We start from the raw sequence: 18530 nt of genomic DNA, 5'->3' as shown, positions 1-18530 counted from the left end.
AGAAAGCGCCTGCTTACTTCACCAGTAGCCGTTGCCTGTTCTTGCCCGCCGGAGATGTTAGCTCCACAATATACAGACTGGGCGGCATAGCATCTGTGGTGATGAGCGCCTCCATCTGGCCGTCTACCTGGTAATTTACTTCATAGACCACCCGCATACTAAAGTAGTCATACACCCGCAGCACAGCATCTCCTTTGCCTAACTGGTTGGCTTTTACCGTAAAGTTGACCGTTGCCGGGTTAGGGTACAGCAGCACAAAAGGCTTGTCTGGCCCCTCTGTTTTGGCAATGCTCCCAGAGGTTTTACCCGCCACTGCGGCAGAGGCTTTCTCTTCGGCGGCCAGCACCTCTGCCGGCTTTTCTGTCACGGGCACCTCTACCAGTTCATACGAGTAGACTTTGGTGCGCTTGTCATTGATGGTGCACTTTACCGGATACCCCAGCTCATTGTAGTCATAGACCCGGTCTTCTATGATCTGGCCATTGACCCTTTTCCGGTTGACGTTGGTAAGACCGCCGTTTTCCAGATCAAACTGGTACCACCGCTCCACAAACATGTTCTGGAACGGGTTGGGTTTAGCATCATGGTAGAACTCAGTCCAGTAAGGTTGCTCCAGAGTTTTGTAATTGGTCACCAGCGTCTTGGCCCGCTGAATATTGTTGCTTTTGTCAAGCACGTACTCCTTCTGCAGGTAGAGTTCAAGGGCACTCATCTTGCCGCTGTTCCCGGGCAAGGGGGTGCTTTTGAGCAGCGTAAACAGCACCATTTTCCCGTTACCAGAGGGGTGCGCCTTCTCCTGCAGGAGCGTTTCTTCACACAGCACCCACTTGTCTTTGAACAGGACTTCCTGCGTAATTTTCTCTAACGCCCCCTGGCTGTTGTAGAAACAGAGATATTTGGTTTTATCACTGGTTTTGGAGAGTAGTTTCCCTGTGGCAGGGTCATAGGCATAGTTCAGGATTCCGGTAGAGACTAATTTCCCGTCTTTAGAATAGTCCAGTTGGTGGGTCGCTGGCCGGCCCTGGCGGTCATAGGTGAAGAGGTGCCGGTACTGTATTTTATCAAAAGAGTCTACCAGCTGGGCCAGCCGGTGGACTGCGTTCGTTTTCTGCGGAGAACCGGGCTGCGCCTGCACCTTGGGGGCAACGGCCACCAACAGACACAGACAAAAAAGAAGGGTGGATTTCATGCGAAGGCGGGTTTGGTATAATAGAATCTGGTATTCCTTGTGAGGATGATGTAATCAGTATACAGCTAAATATGGGGGCAGAATTACTTTGCTCTGCTTTGGTATTGTCACCCTGAAGGACCCTGGTTGCGAACGGCAGGAGCGGGAAAACAGGCGCTGTACCGGTTTGGCCAAAAGACCTTGCCAGGATGACAAAACTGGTGAAGGGATTTCTGCCCTGGTACTTCTTCACTATTGGTTTCAAATACATGAAAATCTGGCACCTAATCAAGTAGCCCCCGGCGAAGCAGGTGATATCTTTTCTGTTTTGGGCCTGTTTTTGGGAAAACAGGCCCAAAACAGGAGGCCGTGCCGTTTCTGGCGGGGCAGATCAGGCGGCGGTTTTCTTGGGGAGGCAGCAGTGCTTGTACTTTTGCCCGCTGCCGCAGGGGCAGGGCTCGTTGCGGCCCAGGTGCTTGCCAAACGGGTTGAGCAGTTCCTGAAAATTAAGCCCGAAGCGGCGTTTGGGGTTCTGCTTGAAAATCTGGGTGAGCATCTGGTACAGCCCGGGGTGCTTTTCGGCCAACTGGCCGGGCTTCTCAAAGAAATATTCAGTAGCTACCGCGAAGAACTCAGCCTCATTGGTGGCGCCGTAGGGGTTGATGTCACTTTCGCCGCGCCTGATCTGCTTTATTTTGCGGTACATGAGTTCCTCCCAGGGCTTATACAACTCTTCGGGCAGATACGCATGCGGCTTGCCGTCAATCTCGCCGTCGGCCTGGTCCAGTAGGTGCGCGAACTCGTGTATGCCCACGTTCTGGCGGTCGGCCATGTTGTTGAAGCCGCGTTCCAGCGCTGGTTTGGAGAGGGTCACGTAGTGGTCGTTCTGGAACGGATTCACGCGGCCCAGCACCTCAGACACGGCCTCAGAGTCTTCATGCTGGAACCGCTCCAGGCTGCCGGGGAACACCAGCACCTCGCCCAGGTGCGGGTACTCCCAGTCGGCGAAGCCGAAGATGGGGATAATGGCGCTGGCCGCCACCAGCACTTTCACGGTGTCATCAATTTCCACCTCAATGCCCGTGATGCGTTTCTCAGACAAGAACAGCTGCAGCATTTTCTCAAAGCGCTGTTTCTCAGATGGCGTTTGCAGCGTGTGGTAAAAGCCTACCCGGTCCTCTAATATTTTCCGCCAGACGGCGGGAAACTCCTGCGCCAGCACCTGTTTGCGCCGCCTGCCCTTGCGGGTGGCCCAGCGGTAGAAAGAAAAGGCAATGACTGCCACAAATACAAGAAACGCTGCAACTCCCATGGGGCTTTCTTAACGTGTGCGCTGGCCAAAAGATGTGCCGGCTGTATGGGTAAAGATACTGCGCAATCACCAACCGCTGCGTTTTTGGCCTGTTTTTCAGAAAATACCGCCAAAACAGCTATCTAACGGGTACCTGGTAGCCAGGGCGGTTCTGTCTTTTTGGCTAGGTGGTGCAACTTTTTACCTTTGCCCGGTATCTGTCCCCTACACATAATCCCCAAACCAATGAGCAGAAAAGTAGTACTCTACATTGCCATGAGCCTTGACGGCTACATTGCCAAAGAAGACGACAACCTGGATTTCCTTTCTTTGGTAGAACGCCCCGGCGAAGACTTCGGCTACGCCGATTTCCAGCACACCGTTGACACCCTCATCTGGGGCCGCAGAACCTATGAAAAAGTGTTAACCTTTGGCGACACCCAGTACCTGCACAAAGACAAGAACGTGTACGTGCTCTCGCGCAGCAAAACCGGCCGGGAAGGCCACGTGCAGTTCTACGGCGGCAACCTGAAAGAATTGATAGCTACTCTCAAACAGCAGCCCGGCAAAGACATTTACTGTGACGGCGGCGGCGAGATTGTGGCGGCCCTCTTGCAGGAAGACCTCATTGACCGGCTCATTGTCTCCATCATTCCGCATTTGCTGGGCAGCGGCATCCGGCTGTTCCGGGACGGCAGGCCGGAGCAGCATCTCTCCCTGAAAAAGACGTTGACGTTCCCCTCCTCCAGCCTGGTGCAGCTGTGGTATGACCGGGTGCGGTAGCCTTTCTCCCAGACGTTTACAGGCGCTCTTCTTTCTGTTTTAGAGCCGTTTTCAAGAAAGCAGCCCAAAAACACCAGCTGGTTTTGCTGGTGTTTTTTTTAATGCTTGCTGATACTCCCCCTTTGAAGGGGGCGAAGGGGGTTACATATGCCAGTCCACGCATTCCAGATAATTCCCCTCCTGGGAGGGGTTGGGGTGGGTTCTACGCATTGATAGCCATTCTGAGCTTGTCTTAGAATCTAACGAAAATTGATAAAGTTGCTCCCACCGCCGTTCCTGCCTAACCTCCAGCTGCATTACTTTCTATTCATGTATGACACTTTTCTCCTTGATGAGAAAAGTAACCAAAAGAATCAAGAAGCCCCTGACTCGCTGCCGCTCAGACAAAAGGGGCTTCAGTTAATTTAGCACCTGGCAACCGCTGTTTCTTCCATAGCTACCGTGGCCACTGCTAGCCTTAACCGTCTGTCCGTGCTCCCGCTAAGCGCCTTCGTGCCTTGCGGCACTGCGTTGCCCGCTCCCGCAGGTGACGAAAAGGAGGTGTGGTTTGTATTCATATCGCTGCACCATTGGTGAAAAGACGGTGAAGCTTCTGGCAAGAAACTTTAGATGAAAATAAATCCGTTTTCGGTCTGTTTTTCTTAAAACAGGCCAAAAACGGATTGGTAGTTTGGGGTTGATCTAAAGGCTTACTTGCCTTCGTCGCTGGGTTTGGCTTGTTGGTGCATGGCTTCGGCTACCAGGCTGTCTGGCATGACTTTGCTGGCGGCCACCATGGCTTTGTTCTTGAAACCTGAAATGATTTCCAGCTTACCCGCCATGAGGGCGTCATAACCATCTTGGGCTACTTTGGCGGCATCTGCCAAGTCGCCTTCTTTGATCATCTTGGCGTTCTCCATGTCTGCCTTGCGGAAGAAATCTGTCTCAGTAGGGCCGGGCAGCAGCTTGGTGATGGTGATGTTGGTATCTTTCACTTCGTTCTGCAGGGCTTCTGTGAAAGTAGAGACAAAGGCTTTGGTGGCGTGGTACACCGCCTGCAACGGCCCCGGCAGCTCGCCCCCAATAGAAGACACCATCAGGATTTTTCCGCTGTTGCGGGCCACCATTTCTTGGAGGTAGAGTTTGGTGAGGGTGATGTAGGCACCAATGTTCAGCTGCACAATGTCCAGCTCGCGGTTGATGTCAGTGTCTACAAACTCGCCGTACTGGCCTTGCCCGGCGTTGTTCACCAGCACCTCTACCGGCAGACCTTTCGCCTTTACCTCGTCATAGACCTCAAAGGGCGCCTGCCGCTGGAACAGGTCCTTGGCCAGGGTGACCACCTCCACGCCGTGCTTCTGCCGGAACTCTGCCGCGCGCTGGTCCAGTTCGGTTTGGTCTCGGGCCACCAAGATGAGGTGGTACCCGTTCTGGGCGAAGATATTGGCCAACTCATAGCCAATGCCCACGGTTCCGCCCGTGATGAGTGCGTAATTTGAAGTAGCTGCCATTGTGTAAATTATTAACGGTGAGTTCTTTCTAACGGAAAGAGGTGGGCGCGGTTTTCTGTTTTCCCTCTAAAAAACCGGCTTTCACCGCCTAGCGCCGCTTTTTGCTGTTTTCAGAAAAACAGGCAAAAAACAGAGATCCCCCTCCGGGGGAAGGTAGCCCCCGTTGCTTTTGCCTCTGCTGTCTAGCGCGCTCACAAGACTTCGCAGTGTCTCCCAGACCTGCCAGGGTCTGCGCCAGTAGCCGTAGCCCTTACTACTTGAACCGCCTCTCCCTCATCCTACCCTTCTCCCTATGGAGAAGGAACACCGCTTTTGCGTTTTTTTAGGCTGTTTTCCGGAAAACAGCCTAAAAACGCCCGTGCACAAGCATGAGGCCAGGAACGGCTTATAAAATAGTTCCGGAAAAATTCGGCGCAGCCGCAACCTTTTACTTACTGCAAAAGTATATTTCAATAAATTTTGAAAGTTTAAAAACTTCTATACCTTTGGGCCATGGAATTAGCAGAGGCCAAACAGAAATTCATTGAAGCCTGGGGCAAGCTGGGGTCTGAGTGGGGTATTAACCGCACCATGGCCCAGGTGCACGCCCTGCTCCTGATTTCGCCGGAGGCCTTGACCACTGAGCAGGTCATGGAGCAGCTGCAGATTTCGCGCGGCAACGCCAACATGACCCTGCGTGATCTGATAAACTGGGGCCTGGTGGAGAAGCAGCACCGCAGCGGCGAGCGCAAGGAATATTTCTACGCCGAGAAAGACGTGTGGTACATTGCCCGCCAGGTGGCCAAAGAGCGCAAGCGCCGCGAACTGGAACCGGTGCTCAAGCTCCTGAACCAGCTGCAGGCGGTAGAGGGTGACGAGCAGGACCCAGAATACAAAACCTTTAAAACCTCTGTGACCGATATTAACAAACTAGCCACCAACGTGGACAAAACCCTGGAGACCATGCTGAAAGCCGAGGAGAACTGGTTCTTCGGGTCTATTTTCAAGCTGTTCAAGTAGCGCTATTTTTTTGCCTTTTATGTTTCATTGTTTTCTGAAAGTTCAAAACATTACAACACTTAATTCATACCCGTATGGCCAAGATCATAATAGCGGGCGGCAGCGGCTTTATAGGTCAGTTGCTCTCCCAGCATTTCACCGGCAAAGGAGATGAGGTCATCCTTCTCACCAGAAAACCCTCTGCCCGGCAGACCCCGGCGCGGCACGTGCAGTGGGATGCCACCCACCTGGGCCCCTGGGTGCAGCATCTGGAGAAGGCAGATGTCCTGATCAACCTCACCGGCAAGAGCGTGAACTGCCGCTATACCCAGAAGAACAGGCGCGCCATCATCTCTTCCCGGGTAAATGCCACGCAGGTGCTGGGCGAGGCCGTTCGGCAACTGCAAAGCCCGCCCCCGCTCTGGGTCAACGCAGCCTCTGCCACCATTTACCGCCATGCCCTAGACGGTCCGCAGGACGAACTGACCGGGGAAGTGGGCACCGGTTTCTCTGTGGAGGTCTGCACCAAATGGGAAAACGCGTTCTACTCCCAGCATACCCCCGGCACCCGCAAGATTGGGCTGCGCCTGGCCATAGTGCTGGCCCAAGGCGGCGGCGTGATGCCGTACTACCTGAACCTGGCCCGTTTTGGTTTAGGTGGAAGGCAGGGCAACGGCCTGCAGTGCTTCAGCTGGATTCACGCCCAGGACCTGATCAACAGCCTGGAGTTCCTGATTCAGCACGAAGAGCTGGAAGGCGATTTCAACCTCGCCGCCCCGCGGCCGGTGCCCAACCACCTCTTCATGCAGACCGTCCGGAACGCTTTGGGGCGGGGCTTTGGGTTGCGGGCCAGAAAATGGATGCTGGAGGTGGGGGCCTGGCTCCTGCGAACCGAGACGGAACTGCTCCTGAAAAGCCGGTGGGTGGCCCCCGCCCGGCTGTTGCAGGCGGGCTACCGGTTCCAGGTGGACACCATTGAAGAGGCGGTAGCCTTGTGCCTTCCGCCCAAAGCCGCGCCTGTTTTGGAGCCGTTTTCTGAAAAACAGGCCAGAAACGCCCAGTCTGGTTCTTTTCAAGGCCTGGGCCAACGGTTTCAACAGCAAGCGTAGCCCACCCGCCCCATGGAAAGCAAACCCAACCTCCGGAAAACCTATGCCGTTGTGCTTGCCGCGCTGTATGGCATTGTCACGCTCTGCATCATCTCTGAGCACCACACGCTGGTCTCTATTTCCTATGTGTTCATTCTGCCGCTCCTCATTGGCACTATTCCGGTCCTGTTCAGCACCCGGGAGCAAATGCTCTCCTTCAAGTCCCTCATTTTAATTCCGTGGGGCAGTATTTTTTTGTTTGTGCTGCTGGCTTTCGCCCTGAAGCTGGAGGGGATCATCTGCCTGGTGATTATTGTGGCGCCCTTTATCCTGCTGGGCACGCTGGCCGCCTTTGTGGTACAGTTGGTTCGGCAGCACTACAAAGGGCCCAAAACCCCGCTGTATTCCTCCCTGCTGCTTCCCCTGATCATAATGGTGGCGGAGCAGAACATGACGCCCGCAGACGCCTTCCATACCGTTACCACTACACTTGAGGTCAACGCCCCGCAGGCAACTGTCTGGCAGCACGTGAAACATGTGAAAGACGTGCGGCCAGAAGAGATTCAGACACATTTTACCCACCTCATTCACGTGCCCAAACCCCTGCACGGCTATTTAGATAAAGAAGGCGCAGACGCTACCCGCTCCATCTCCTGGGACAAAGGCATCCAGTTCAGGTTTGATATTCAGGAGTGGCATGAAGGGGAAGGCTTCACCTACCGGGTCAACCTGGACGGGCATTCTATTCCGCCCAACACCTTAGATGAGCACGTGATGGTGGGCGGCGCGTTTTTTGACGTGGTGAGCGGCAGCTACCGCATCAAAGCCCTGTCCCCGGCAAAAAGCCTGCTCACCCTCACCTCTACCTACCGGGTCACCACCACCTTCAATTTCTACTGTATCTGGTGGGCAGATTTTCTGATGGATGACCTGCACGAGATGATCTTAGAAATAATCAAAACCCGAAGCGAAAAAGCCCCCCACCTCTCATCTCGCCGCCTATGTGCAGCAGGTTAGCGTTTCCCGCCGTCCCTTTGCCCCGGCCAGCAGACAAGCAACAGGCCCGCTATTACCAGCAGCCATACTTGGTCAGCCTCTTCAACGGAATGGCGAGCTCGTATGAGGGCATGAACTACCTCACCTCGTTTGGCTTTTCGTACGTCTGGCGCAGGCAGTTCCTCCAGCCTCTGCCGTCTTTGCAAGGTGCCGTGAAAGTGGCAGACCTCATGACCGGCATGGGCGAGATGTAGCCCCATCTTTTTGCCAAGTGGCCGCGTGCCCAGGTAGAGGCGCTGGATTTCTCTGAGGGCATGCTGCAGTGCGCGGCCCGCAAGAACAGGCGCACGTTTGCCAACCGGGTCCAGCTGATCAAGGCAGATGCCTTGCGGTCTCCCCTGCCCTCTATGTCTTATGATGTGGTCACCTGCGCGTTCGGGTTGAAAACCCTCTCCAGGGAGCAGCTCCTCTGCCTGGCCAGAGAAACTAAGCGGCTGCTGAAGCCCGGGGGTCATTTTGCGTTTGTTGAAATCTCAGAACCGGCACCAGGGTGGCTACAGGCTTTGTACCTGTTTTACCTAAAACACCTTATTCCCCTCATAGGCTACTGTTTCGCCCAAGACTACCACCACTACCAGATGCTGAGTTACTATACGCACGCCTTCAGGAACGCTGAAGAAGCCGCTGAGATTTTTAAGTCTGAGGGTCTTGCCGTTACGTACCAGCAACTGTTCAAAGGCTGCGCAACGGGCTTCTACGGCACAAAACCATAAGCCACAACCCCGTTTATGAAAAAGACTTTTCTCACTGCTGAATGGCGCAAGCTTCTCATTGCCAACTATGCCGTTTCCCCGGACCTCCTCCTCCCTTACCTCCCGGCGGGTACGGAGCTTGACCTCTGGAACGGCACCTGCTATGTAAGCCTGGTGGGCTTCATGTTTATGAATACCAGACTCAAAGGCATCCCGGTGCCTTTCCACCGGAATTTTGAGGAAGTCAACCTGCGGTTTTATGTGACGTACCTGGAGCAGGGCCAATGTAAACGCGGGGTGGTGTTCCTTAAGGAAATTGTTCCCAAGCCCGCCCTGGCGCAGGTGGCCAATGCCGTGTATAAAGAAGCGTATGAGGCGCTGCCCATGCGGCACTCCTGGCACACCTCTAAAGATGCTCTCACCGTGCGGTACAGCTGGAAAAAGAACATCTGGCACCACCTGCAAGCCACTGCCGCCAATACTCCGGTGCCCATTGCCCCCGGCAGCGAAGAAGAGTTTATCACTGAACATTACTGGGGCTACACCCGGGTTACAGCCGCTAAAACAAACTCATATGAGGTAGTTCACCCCCAGTGGAAAGTGTATCCGGTGCAGGAAGCTGAGGTTCAGGTTGATTTTGCGGAAGTCTACGGCGCACCCTTCTCTTTTTTAACCCAGAGGCCGCCGGAATCCGTCTTTCTGGCCGAAGGCTCTCCTGTGCAAGTCAGGGAGGGCGTTCCGCTTGCCTGGCGCAGCAAGGCGTTTTAGGCCTGGTTTCAGAAAAACAGCTCTAAAACGCCCGGCTGTACCTGGTGCCTGTTTACCCCTCCTGTTTAAAGTAGACTTTGAAGGTAGAGCCTTTGCCGGCTTCGCTTTCCACCACAATACGTCCGCCGGCGTTTTCTACTATGCGTTTTACAATGTAGAGCCCAATGCCGGTACCCTCTACGTGGTCATGCAGCCGCTTGAACATGGTAAAGATCTTGCCCCGCGCCTCTGGCTCAATGCCCAGCCCGTTGTCTGTCACGGAGAAGACCAGGAACCCGGGCACGGCCTGGGTCTGGATGGTGACCACCGGAGCCCGCTCTGGCGAGCGGTACTTGAGCGCGTTGCTGAACAGGTTATAGACAATGCTGCGCACGTTCTTGGCCGAGAATTTCACCGTTGACGCCGGGGTAAACGCGGTGACCACCTTGGCCCCCACGCTTTGAATCATGTTCTCCAGGTCTAGCTGCACATCTGCCACCACGTCATTCAAATCAATGGCGGCCACATCTTCATTGTTCTCCCGCTGAATCTTGGTCACCTCCGTCAGGTCGGCCACGGCCCGCTTGAAACGGGTGATAGACGTTTGAATCATGCTGAGCACCCGCTGTATCACCTCCTGTTGCCGCGTTTCAGGGGGAAGCTGTTCCACCAGGGTATCCACCAGCCCTTCAATGTTAGAGATGGGGGCTTTCAGGTCATGCGAAGCGGAGTAGACAAAGTTATCCAGATCCACATTGATGGCCCGGAGCTCACTGTTCATGGCCTCAATCTCCTGCCGGGCCTCTACCTGCGCGTTGACACTGATGGCCACGGCAATCACCCCCGTGATGGTGCCTTTTGCGTCACGCATGGGCTGGTACACAAAACTGAAGAAAATAGGTTCCAGCTTGCCGTTGTGCTCCAGCAGGACTTCCATCTCACTGTTCACATACGGTACGCCCGTGAGAAACACCCTGTCCAGCAGTTCTTTGATGCCCTGGTCTTTTACCTCAGGGAGAGCCGCCAGCAGGGGCTTCCCCAGCACATCTTCCTGCTTTTTCCCCCACAGGGCACAGATACCAGGGTTTGCCAGCTCCACCACATGCTCCGGCCCCTGCAGAATGCAGATGGCCACGGGGGCCTGCTCAAAGAGGTTCTCCAGCTCCTCCTGCTGCCGCCGGGCTTCCTGCCGGGCCCGCACGCTGGCAATAGAGGTGGCAATCTGGCCAGTTACCAGTTCATGAAAATTCTGGTAATCCCGGTCATATTCCAGCTTCGGGCTCACGCCCGAAACAAAAAAGCCCAACAGCTGCTCCTGCCCCGGGTGGAAGATGGGCAAAATCACCGCCTGCTGCTGCTGCTGCTGCTGCTGCTGCTGCTGCTGCTGCGAACCGGCCACTGTTTCTGGTACACGCTGCGGCTCCCCCGGCTGGTTACCGGTGAGGAGCATGCTTTTAGACTGCAGCACCTGCCAGAGCGGCCATTCAGGGGTTGGCGTTTGCCCCTGCAGTTCAATTTCCTGCGCCAGCGGCCGGGCAACCTGGCCCGAATGGCCGAAGAGCGTGGCCTTGGTATGGTCTGCGTTCAACAGGTAAATCTGGCTGAAGGGCACGTCCTGGGGGTTCTGCGCCAGCACCTCACTGGCCATCTGGCAAGCTTGCTCCAGCGTCTGGATCTGAGACATGGCATCAGAGATGTCTTTCAGGCTTTTCAGGCGGCGCTGGCCCACTATTGTACTGGTCACTTCTGTGCAGGCGCAGAAAACCCCGGCCTCGCGCCCATCATCATCAAAGGCGGGGCTGTAGGAGAAGGTCCAGTACGTTTCTTCTGAGAAGCCTTTCCGCTCCAGGTAGAGCAGCAGCCCCTCTGCGTAGTAAGGCTTGCCCCCGGCCAGAATCCCCTCTGCAATTCCGCCCACATTGCTCCAGATTTCGGCCCACAGCTCCCGGGCAGCCATGCCCAGGGCTTTGGGGTGCTTTTTCCCCAGGGCGGGCAGGTAGGCGTCATTGTGGAAGGCATACAGGTCTTTTGACCACCAGATAAACATGGGGAACTCAGAATTCAGCAGCAGCCTGATGTTGGTTTTCAGGCTCTGGGGCCATTGCGCGGGGTGCCCCAGCGGATGGTTTTCCCAGGGGTAATCCCGCATCAAAGCCCCCATTTCACCGCCCCCCTGAAAGATGGTGAGCGTCTGGGCAGAGGTCTTATGAGGAGTAGGTTCTTGTGGCATATAGGGGAATGATACTGTACTTGCCGTACAGACTTCCAAAGTACGAACTTCCCATGACATAAGGTTTTATTATCCTTTGCCCCACGCTGATCAGGAAAGAGCAAGCAGTAGAAAAAAAATAGCCCCAGGTGTTTTAGGGCTATTTTGGCAAAAACAGGTCATAAACAGGAATGAGCCCGCGCCCGGCAGTACCTGACACGTCTCCCCCTACTCTGCTAAAAGCGGAAGAAGGAATTGCTGGAGCCGCCCACTTTGCCCCCAAAATTCCGGATGTTGTAGGTGAACGTGAGAAGCCCGTAGCGGTTGAGTACGGCCGTCTGGTAATCTTCTACCATGTTCTCCCGCACACTGCGGTAGGCGCTCAGGTTCTGGTCCAGGGCGTCAAAGACAGAGAGTTTGAGCTGGCCGCGGTCATTCTTCATGAACAGATACGTGATGCCGGCGTTGAGGCGGCCATAGCTTCTCTGCAGCCCTGGGGCCGCGTTTGAGTTGTACCAATAGTCATAAGACACCTCCCACACCAGCTTTTTAGGCAGCCGCACAATGACCTCAGACTTGGCGGTCTGGTTGGTGATGGCAATGTTGTTGGCCAGGTTTTTCTCATAACGCCCCCACTGCCGGTTTACAGAATAGGTCTGGATAATCTCCAGCTTGTCATTGAGGTTCATACGCCCTTCCAGCCTGGGAGAAACGTTAATACTGTGCCCAAAGCCTCTCAACTGGTTCTCCAGTACCCCTCTGCGGTACTGGTCCAGCAAGATCAGGGTGCGGCTGTACCAGATGTTGAGGCCGCCTCCTACTGAGAACTGGCGGTTGCCGTCAAACTTGTAGTCTTTCATCACATTGGTGTAGCTGCTGATGTTCCAGTTCCCGCCGGTGTTCAGGGGCGTAGAGGTCTGCTTCCCGTCTTCCAGGTCTACGGTTCTTGCCCGGGTCACCGCATCTTCACTGATGGTCCCGTACAGGTAGGTGCTGTAGTTCAGGGAGCGGTTGGTGTTATTGTACCGGTAGTGCAGGTTCAGGCTGTGGGAGATGGTGGGGGTAAGACCGGGGTTGCCATACTGCACATACAACTGGTTGGTGTTGTCTGGCACCGGCTGCAGGTCAGCGGCGTTGGGTTCCCGCACATTGACATTGTAGCTGAAGTTGAGCTGTTTCCAGGTTATGTTCAAAGACGGGTACACATAGAAATAATGCTGATCAATGGGTGCGTCCCGCTCAAAGCGGTTATAAATATCAAGGCGGGTAGCCCGCACGCCCGGCTGCAGAGACACGTCTTTGATTTTCCAGCGCAGACCCAGGGTGAGGTAGTTGCGCCAGCCGTCGCGGTTCACGCGGTCAGAGAGGCTTTCCTCTAAGATATCATACTGCCCCCGGTCTTCATTGTACCGGTAGGTGTTGATGTCATTCTCATCCTGGAAGTACTCTGTGTTGAACCGCAGCACCGCGCTCAGGTCTTTCCTGAGGGGCTCTGTAAAAGAAAAGTTGCTGTAGGTGGTGAGCCCTTCGCGGTCATTGACCCGCAGCTGGTCTAAGTAAACGGTGTACGGGTTCTCGCGGTAAAACTGATTGATGGAGCGGTTGATCTGGTCCTGGTCAGAGAGGTTGTAGTTATAGTCCCCAAACAGGGTGAAGATTCTGCCTTTCTTCTTGAACAGGCGCTCAAATGAAACCGCAGTGGTAAAGGCCGTACGGCTGCCCTCCCGGCGCAGCGAGTCCTGGCTGTCATTGGCGAGCTCCTGAAAATTGAAGGTGGTGTTGGCCAGTGAATATTGGTTAGCCGTACTGGTAGAAAACGTGACGCTGGGTGTAATGCTGAAACTGGTGAGTGAGTCTATCTTCCAGTCAATCTTTCCGCCAATGCGGTGGCTCTGGTCCCGGCTGTCCTGTTCCCGGAGGCGGCGGGTGTTCAGGGTGTCACTGGGCTGCTGCACCCTGTCTTTCAGGAACTGCTGCGAATTTACAAGCTGGTTCAGGTCTGCGTTAATGCCGCCGTAGAAATACTGCAGGTTGAGCTTGATCCCGTTCTTGAGCAGGGTGTTGAAATTCCCGCCCGCCCCGGCTGAACGCTGGATTCCCTGCCCCGTGGCGCCAAACGAGATCCCGTTCAGGGCAAAGCCGCCGTCGCTCCACATAGACATGGAGTTCCAGCCACTGCGGTTAAAGCCCCCAATACGGTTGATCTCCTCAAACCCAAACCCCGGCCGTTGAGGTTGTTGGCATACCCCAGTACACTCAGCTGGGTAGTATCCCGGAACAGGTTCACAATACCGCCGCCTTCAAACAGGTCCTTGGTTCCCTTGCCGACGTACAGTTTGCCAAAGGCCCCTTGTTTAATCCCTTTTTTCAGCTTGAGGTTGATCACCTGCGGAATCTCACTGACCGGCATGTCTGGGTCCCGCCTCAGCGCATCTGGGTCATTTACCACCTGCACCTTTGAGATCATGTCTGCCGGCAGGTTGCGGGTAGCCACCTTGGGATCATTCCCGAAGAACTCTTTCCCGTCTACCAATATCTTCTGCACAGAGCGCCCGTTCACAGAGATGTTTCCCTCAGCATCTACCTGCACACCCGGCAGCTTGCGCAACAGGTCTTCCACCAGGGCCGTGGGCAGGGTTTTGAAGGAGTTGGCATTGAATTCCAGCGTGTCTTTGCGCACAATAATGGGAGGCGCCTCGGCGGCAATGACCACCTCCCCCAGCATATGGTCAGCCTGCTCCAGGTTAATCTGCCCCAGGTCAAGCTCGGGCTGGCCCGCACTGAGGGTAAATTCCTTCCGGTAGGTTTTCAATCCCGTCATGGTAATGACAATTCGCAGCCGGGTATCTAGCGCCAGGTTAGGCACTCTGAAATTCCCTTTCTCATCACTCACCCTGAACGTGGCCAGCGTAGTGTCCTGGGCGGTGTAGATGGCCACCGTGGCATATGACACTACCTCTTTGTGGGCGGTATCCCAGAGTTTTCCCTTCACCTCTCCCTTCTGCGCCTGAGCCAGAACAACCGTAAGCAGAAAAGAGCAGGAAGTTAAAAAGACAAAGCGTAACACGTGCTTCATAAAGGGGAGATTTTCTTTAGGGGGTCTATTTTCAGGATCTAATATCTAGTATAAGGCAGTTGCACCAAAGGTAAGGAAGCGCCATTAACATATGTTTAACGTTTGCCTGCCCGCCAACACACCAGCAGTAGGTGGCACCAGAGCTTCTTTAACTTTTGGTTTTGCAGGCGAAAACGGGGAGCGAAAAGCACTTCTATCCCAATTTTAGAGCACCATAGCGGCACTCTGGCGCGAGGCAACCGCAAGATCAGGTCCTTAGGTCCGTTTGCAGCGCATTAGGCAAATGCATACACGCTCTTAGCTCCCAGGAAAGTGGCACGTGCACGGCTTGGGCTCCGGCGGAAGGAAGAACCTGACCCTTCAGCTTTGTCATTCCTGTTTTGGGGCTGTTTTTCAGAAAACACAAAACAGGAATGTTCTTTGGAATCCCTCTACCGCCCCTCTATCGTTAATTCTGGCCTGCCCAACTTCTTTCAGAAACTCAATCTGATAGGCTTACCTTACGCCAGCCCAGCAGCAGGCGGGCATACTTCTTCGCCGGGCCCTTTTCTGGCTTTTATCACCATTCTTCAACAATTAATATAATTATCACTATATATACTACTGACTACTTTTTCCTGCGGGTAGTGGTTGGGGGGTAAGCCTCAGCGGCTTAAGCAGATTTTCTGCTTAGATGCCTCTAAGCCCGGGTTTCCATAAGGGATGAAAAATTTTTATAAAAAAATGTAATAAAATGAAGCAAGAAGTAACTAACTTACTTTACTCCTACACACCCTCTAACTAAACCAAAAAAGATATGTCAAAGAAGAGTACACTGGCGGTACTGCTGGCGGCGGCGCTGCTGACGCAGGCCCAGGCGCAGACGGCCAAGAAGGCGGCCACGCCCGTAAGGAAAACCACCGCCGCCGCCGCCAAGTCCCAGCAGGGCCCCCGGCTGGTGGAGAAGGTCACCAGGAAGGGCGGCGAGCTGGTGATCCCCTACGAGAAGTACGTGCTGCCCAACGGCCTGACGGTGATCGTGCACGAGGACCACTCCGACCCCGTGGTGCACGTGGACGTCACCTACCACGTGGGCAGCGCCCGCGAGGAGGTGGGCAAGAGCGGCTTCGCCCACTTCTTCGAGCACATGATGTTCCAGGGCTCAGACAACGTGGCCGACGAGGAGCACTTCAAGATCGTCTCCCAGTCAGGCGGCACGCTCAACGGCACCACCAACCGCGACCGCACCAACTACTTCGAGACCGTGCCCTCAAACCAGCTGGAGACCGCCCTCTGGCTGGAGGCCGACAGAATGGGCTTCCTGCTCGACGCCGTCACCCAGAAGAAGTTTGAGGTGCAGCGCGAGACCGTGAAAAACGAGCGCGGGCAGAGCGTAGACAACCAACCCTACGGCAAAGCCCGCGAAACCATCTACCGCACCCTCTATCCCTATGGCCACCCCTATTCCTGGGATGTGATCGGTTACTTGGAAGACCTGAACCGCGTAGACGTAAACGACCTGAAGAACTTCTTCCTGCGCTGGTACGGCCCCAACAACGCCACCCTCACCGTGGGCGGCGACGTGACGCCGGCCCAGGTGGTGAAGCTGGCCGAGAAGTACTTCGGCCCCATCCCGAAGGGGCCGGAGGTGAAGAACATGAAGCTGCCCGCCCCGGTGCTGACCCAGGACAGATACGTGTCTTATGAAGACAACATCCGGTTCCCGCTGCTGCAGATGGTGTTCCCTACCGTGCCCAATTATCACCCAGATGAAGTGCCGTTAGACCTGCTGTCAGAGATTATTGGCGGCGGCAAAACGTCTATCCTGTACCAGAACCTGACCAAAGCGCAGAAAGCGGTACAAGCCAGCGCCGGTCACCCATGTACAGAACTGGCCGGTGAGTTTACCTTGACGGTGTTGCCATTGCCAGGCCACACGTTGGCAGACATGGAGAAGGAGCTGCGTAACGCATTGCTGGAGTTTGAGAAAAAAGGCGTGTCTGATGATGACCTGGAGAAGTTCAAGTCTTCTTATGAGGCCAGCATCATCAACAGCTTGTCCAGTGTTTCTGGCAAGACATCAACCCTGGCCTCTTACCAGACTTTTACCGGCAACCCCAATTACCTGGCTAAACAGCTGCAGGCGCACCGTGCGGTGTCCAAGCAGGACGTGATGCGGGTCTACAACCAGTACATCAAAGGCAAGAAAGCCGTTATCCTGAGCGTGGTGCCTACCGGAAAACCAGAGATGGTGGCCAAGGCCGACAACTACAAAGTGGACAAGGCAGGCTACAAGGCCCCGGCAGACCAGTACGCTGGCCTGAAGTATGTGAAAGCCAAAGACACCTTTGACCGCAGCAAGAAACCTGCCGCCGGCGCCAACCCCACCATCACCGTTCCGCCGTTCTGGAAGCAGAACCTGGCCAACGGCATCAAGGTGATTGGTACCAAAAACGATGAAGTGCCTACCGTGACCTTGCTGTTTTCTTTACAAGGTGGTCACAAGCTGGAGGCGCACGACCCGTCTAAAGCCGGTATCGCGTCACTCATGGCTTCTATGCTGAATGAAGATTCTGAGAAATTCACCGCAGAAGAAATTAGCACCAAACTGGAGAAACTGGGTTCCTCCATCTCCTTCGGCAGTGGCTCAGACAACATGACCGTGCAGGTGCAGTCACAGGTGAAGAACCTGGATGCTACGCTAGCCCTGCTGGAGGAGCGCATGATGCACCCGCGCTTCTCCCAGGATGACTTTGACCGCCTGAAAAAGCAGCGCCTGGAGGCCATCAAAAACCAGAGCACCCAGCCTACCGTGATTGCCAACAACGTGTACAACAAAATGCTGTACGGCGAAGGCCACATCCAAGCCATTCCGGTCATTGGAACTGCTAAAACCGTTGAAAGCATCACGCTTGATGATGTGAAGCAATTCTACAAAAACTACTTCTCGCCAAGCGTGACCAACCTGGTGATTGTGGGCGACGTGGAGCAGAACCAGATCATGCCCAAGCTGGCGTTCCTGAACAACTGGCAGCCAAAGGCGGTCACCATGCCAACCGAGGCCAAGATGGCTACCATTGACAAGACCAAACTGTTCATTGTAGACAAGGAGAAAGCCGCCCAGTCTGAAATCAGAATAGGGTATATGGCCATGCCGTATGACGCCACCGGCGAATACTACAAGGCCAACCTCATGAACTACGTGCTGGGCGGGGCCTTCAACAGCCGCATCAACCTAAACCTGCGCGAAGAGAAAGGCTACACGTATGGCGCCGGGTCTTACTTCGCCGGCAATGAGAGCGCAGGCCCATACACCGCTTACGCCGGAGTACGCTCTAACGTCTCTGACAGTGCCGTAGTAGAGTTCATGAAGGAGATCAAGCGCTTCCGCGAGGAAGGCATCACCGACGAGGAGCTGGCCTTCATGAAGAGCGCCATTGGCCAGTCAGACGCCCGTAAATATGAGACGTCATTCCAGAAAGCCATGTTCCTGAACAACATGCTGCGTTATAACCTGGAGCCAGACTACGTAGCCAAGCAGAACGAAATCCTCAAAAACATCACCAAGGAGGAGATCAACGCCCTGGCCAAAAAACACCTGCAGGTGGAGAAAATGAGCATCATGCTGGTGGGCGACAAAGCCTCTATCAAGCCGGGCCTGGAGAAACTGGGCTACGAGGTGGTGGAGCTGGACCCGGACGGTGCCCCAATCGTGGCCAAGGTGGAGGCCCCGGCCATCATCGCCGAGCCGAAGAAGGAGGACCCCAAGAAAGGCAAGAAGGCCAAGAAAGAGGGACGCATCTTCTAGTTCTTCTGCAATACCAGACACTGCTCCGGCAGTGACCTGTTTTGGAGGCGTTTCCGGGAAAAGAGCCCGGAAACGCCTCTTTTTTCCTGTTCCCTTAGCTGCGGCAGGAATGCGTAGTCTGCTGTTCCCTTGGCTCTCCCGTTTGCTCCAGTGCTTCACTTATTG

General features: G+C 54.9%; 13 protein-coding genes and 1 pseudogene. 8 read left to right on the top strand and 6 right to left on the bottom strand.

Annotated elements, in window-relative coordinates; translation table 11 throughout:
• Positions 1–13: 13 nt before the first annotated feature.
• Together A8O25_RS00280 and A8O25_RS00275 are read right to left on the bottom strand one after the other, a co-directional pair.
• A complete protein-coding gene (locus A8O25_RS00280; RefSeq protein ID WP_066829241.1) occupies positions 14–1189 on the bottom strand; it encodes a T9SS type A sorting domain-containing protein in 1176 nt (391 codons plus the stop codon).
• A gap of 370 nt (positions 1190–1559) precedes the next feature.
• Complete coding sequence (locus tag A8O25_RS00275) at positions 1560–2480, bottom strand: M90 family metallopeptidase (protein WP_066829237.1); 921 nt, start codon at positions 2478–2480, stop codon at positions 1560–1562.
• A gap of 225 nt (positions 2481–2705) precedes the next feature.
• On the opposite strand from A8O25_RS00275, the gene A8O25_RS00270 reads away from it, so the two are divergent.
• Positions 2706–3242 carry a dihydrofolate reductase family protein gene (locus A8O25_RS00270; RefSeq protein ID WP_066829233.1) on the top strand — a complete coding sequence of 179 codons (537 nt, stop codon included), beginning with the start codon at positions 2706–2708 and terminating at the stop codon, positions 3240–3242.
• Positions 3243–3931: 689 nt separating this feature from the next.
• On the opposite strand, the gene A8O25_RS00265 is transcribed toward A8O25_RS00270, so the two are convergent.
• Positions 3932–4732, bottom strand: a complete 801-nt coding sequence (locus A8O25_RS00265) for an SDR family NAD(P)-dependent oxidoreductase (protein WP_066829231.1) — start codon at positions 4730–4732, stop codon at positions 3932–3934.
• Between the two features lie 492 nt (positions 4733–5224).
• Here A8O25_RS00265 and A8O25_RS00260 point away from each other — a divergent pair, with 492 nt between their 5' ends.
• From A8O25_RS00260 to A8O25_RS00240, 6 genes and pseudogenes are all read left to right on the top strand, one after another.
• Entirely contained in the window at positions 5225–5731 is a 507-nt protein-coding gene (locus A8O25_RS00260; RefSeq protein ID WP_066829229.1) for a GbsR/MarR family transcriptional regulator, read from the top strand.
• Positions 5732–5805: 74 nt separating this feature from the next.
• Complete coding sequence (locus A8O25_RS00255) at positions 5806–6819, top strand: TIGR01777 family oxidoreductase (protein WP_066829228.1); 1014 nt, start codon at positions 5806–5808, stop codon at positions 6817–6819.
• A 12-nt stretch (positions 6820–6831) separates the two neighbouring features.
• A complete protein-coding gene (locus tag A8O25_RS00250; protein ID WP_066829227.1) occupies positions 6832–7815 on the top strand; it encodes an SRPBCC family protein in 984 nt (327 codons plus the stop codon).
• Positions 7816–7904: 89 nt separating this feature from the next.
• Entirely contained in the window at positions 7905–8048 is a 144-nt protein-coding gene (locus A8O25_RS23450; RefSeq protein ID WP_206598632.1) for a class I SAM-dependent methyltransferase, read from the top strand.
• Positions 8049–8066: 18 nt separating this feature from the next.
• Positions 8067–8567, top strand: a pseudogene (locus tag A8O25_RS23445) (class I SAM-dependent methyltransferase); the annotation flags it as partial.
• A gap of 15 nt (positions 8568–8582) precedes the next feature.
• Complete coding sequence (locus A8O25_RS00240) at positions 8583–9314, top strand: YqjF family protein (RefSeq protein ID WP_066829225.1); 732 nt, start codon at positions 8583–8585, stop codon at positions 9312–9314.
• Between the two features lie 52 nt (positions 9315–9366).
• Here the strand turns inward: A8O25_RS00240 and A8O25_RS00235 are convergent, their stop codons facing one another.
• The 3 genes from A8O25_RS00235 to A8O25_RS00225 form a co-directional block, all read right to left on the bottom strand.
• On the bottom strand, positions 9367–11523 hold the full coding sequence (locus A8O25_RS00235) for a PAS domain-containing sensor histidine kinase (RefSeq protein WP_241498893.1): 2157 nt from the start codon (positions 11521–11523) through the stop codon (positions 9367–9369).
• A gap of 215 nt (positions 11524–11738) precedes the next feature.
• Positions 11739–13664, bottom strand: coding sequence for an outer membrane beta-barrel protein (locus A8O25_RS00230; RefSeq protein ID WP_082893365.1), 1926 nt, complete (start codon positions 13662–13664; stop codon positions 11739–11741).
• Positions 13631–14578: a carboxypeptidase regulatory-like domain-containing protein gene (locus A8O25_RS00225; RefSeq protein WP_066829218.1), complete on the bottom strand. Its 948-nt coding sequence runs from the start codon at positions 14576–14578 to the stop codon at positions 13631–13633. Before A8O25_RS00225 ends, A8O25_RS00230 begins: the two co-directional genes overlap by 34 nt.
• A gap of 796 nt (positions 14579–15374) precedes the next feature.
• Between A8O25_RS00225 and A8O25_RS00215 the strand changes: the two genes are divergently transcribed.
• A complete protein-coding gene (locus A8O25_RS00215; protein ID WP_066829206.1) occupies positions 15375–18365 on the top strand; it encodes a M16 family metallopeptidase in 2991 nt (996 codons plus the stop codon).
• Positions 18366–18530: the final 165 nt, after the last annotated feature.

The organism is Rufibacter ruber, assembly GCF_001647275.1.
Classification (GTDB): domain Bacteria; phylum Bacteroidota; class Bacteroidia; order Cytophagales; family Hymenobacteraceae; genus Nibribacter; species Nibribacter ruber_C.
This window is presented reverse-complemented; position numbering and strand designations above follow the sequence as displayed.

Coding starts and splice junctions, on each gene's coding strand:
- A8O25_RS00230 (WP_082893365.1), bottom strand. CDS start 13,664: ATGTCTATGTGGAGCGACGGCGGCTTTGCCCTGAACGGGATCTCGTTT.
- A8O25_RS00240 (WP_066829225.1), top strand. CDS start 8,583: ATGAAAAAGACTTTTCTCACTGCTGAATGGCGCAAGCTTCTCATTGCC.
- A8O25_RS00275 (WP_066829237.1), bottom strand. CDS start 2,480: ATGGGAGTTGCAGCGTTTCTTGTATTTGTGGCAGTCATTGCCTTTTCT.
- A8O25_RS00250 (WP_066829227.1), top strand. CDS start 6,832: ATGGAAAGCAAACCCAACCTCCGGAAAACCTATGCCGTTGTGCTTGCC.
- A8O25_RS00270 (WP_066829233.1), top strand. CDS start 2,706: ATGAGCAGAAAAGTAGTACTCTACATTGCCATGAGCCTTGACGGCTAC.
- A8O25_RS00255 (WP_066829228.1), top strand. CDS start 5,806: ATGGCCAAGATCATAATAGCGGGCGGCAGCGGCTTTATAGGTCAGTTG.
- A8O25_RS00280 (WP_066829241.1), bottom strand. CDS start 1,189: ATGAAATCCACCCTTCTTTTTTGTCTGTGTCTGTTGGTGGCCGTTGCC.
- A8O25_RS00215 (WP_066829206.1), top strand. CDS start 15,375: ATGTCAAAGAAGAGTACACTGGCGGTACTGCTGGCGGCGGCGCTGCTG.
- A8O25_RS23450 (WP_206598632.1), top strand. CDS start 7,905: ATGGCGAGCTCGTATGAGGGCATGAACTACCTCACCTCGTTTGGCTTT.
- A8O25_RS00265 (WP_066829231.1), bottom strand. CDS start 4,732: ATGGCAGCTACTTCAAATTACGCACTCATCACGGGCGGAACCGTGGGC.
- A8O25_RS00225 (WP_066829218.1), bottom strand. CDS start 14,578: ATGAAGCACGTGTTACGCTTTGTCTTTTTAACTTCCTGCTCTTTTCTG.
- A8O25_RS00260 (WP_066829229.1), top strand. CDS start 5,225: ATGGAATTAGCAGAGGCCAAACAGAAATTCATTGAAGCCTGGGGCAAG.
- A8O25_RS00235 (WP_241498893.1), bottom strand. CDS start 11,523: ATGCCACAAGAACCTACTCCTCATAAGACCTCTGCCCAGACGCTCACC.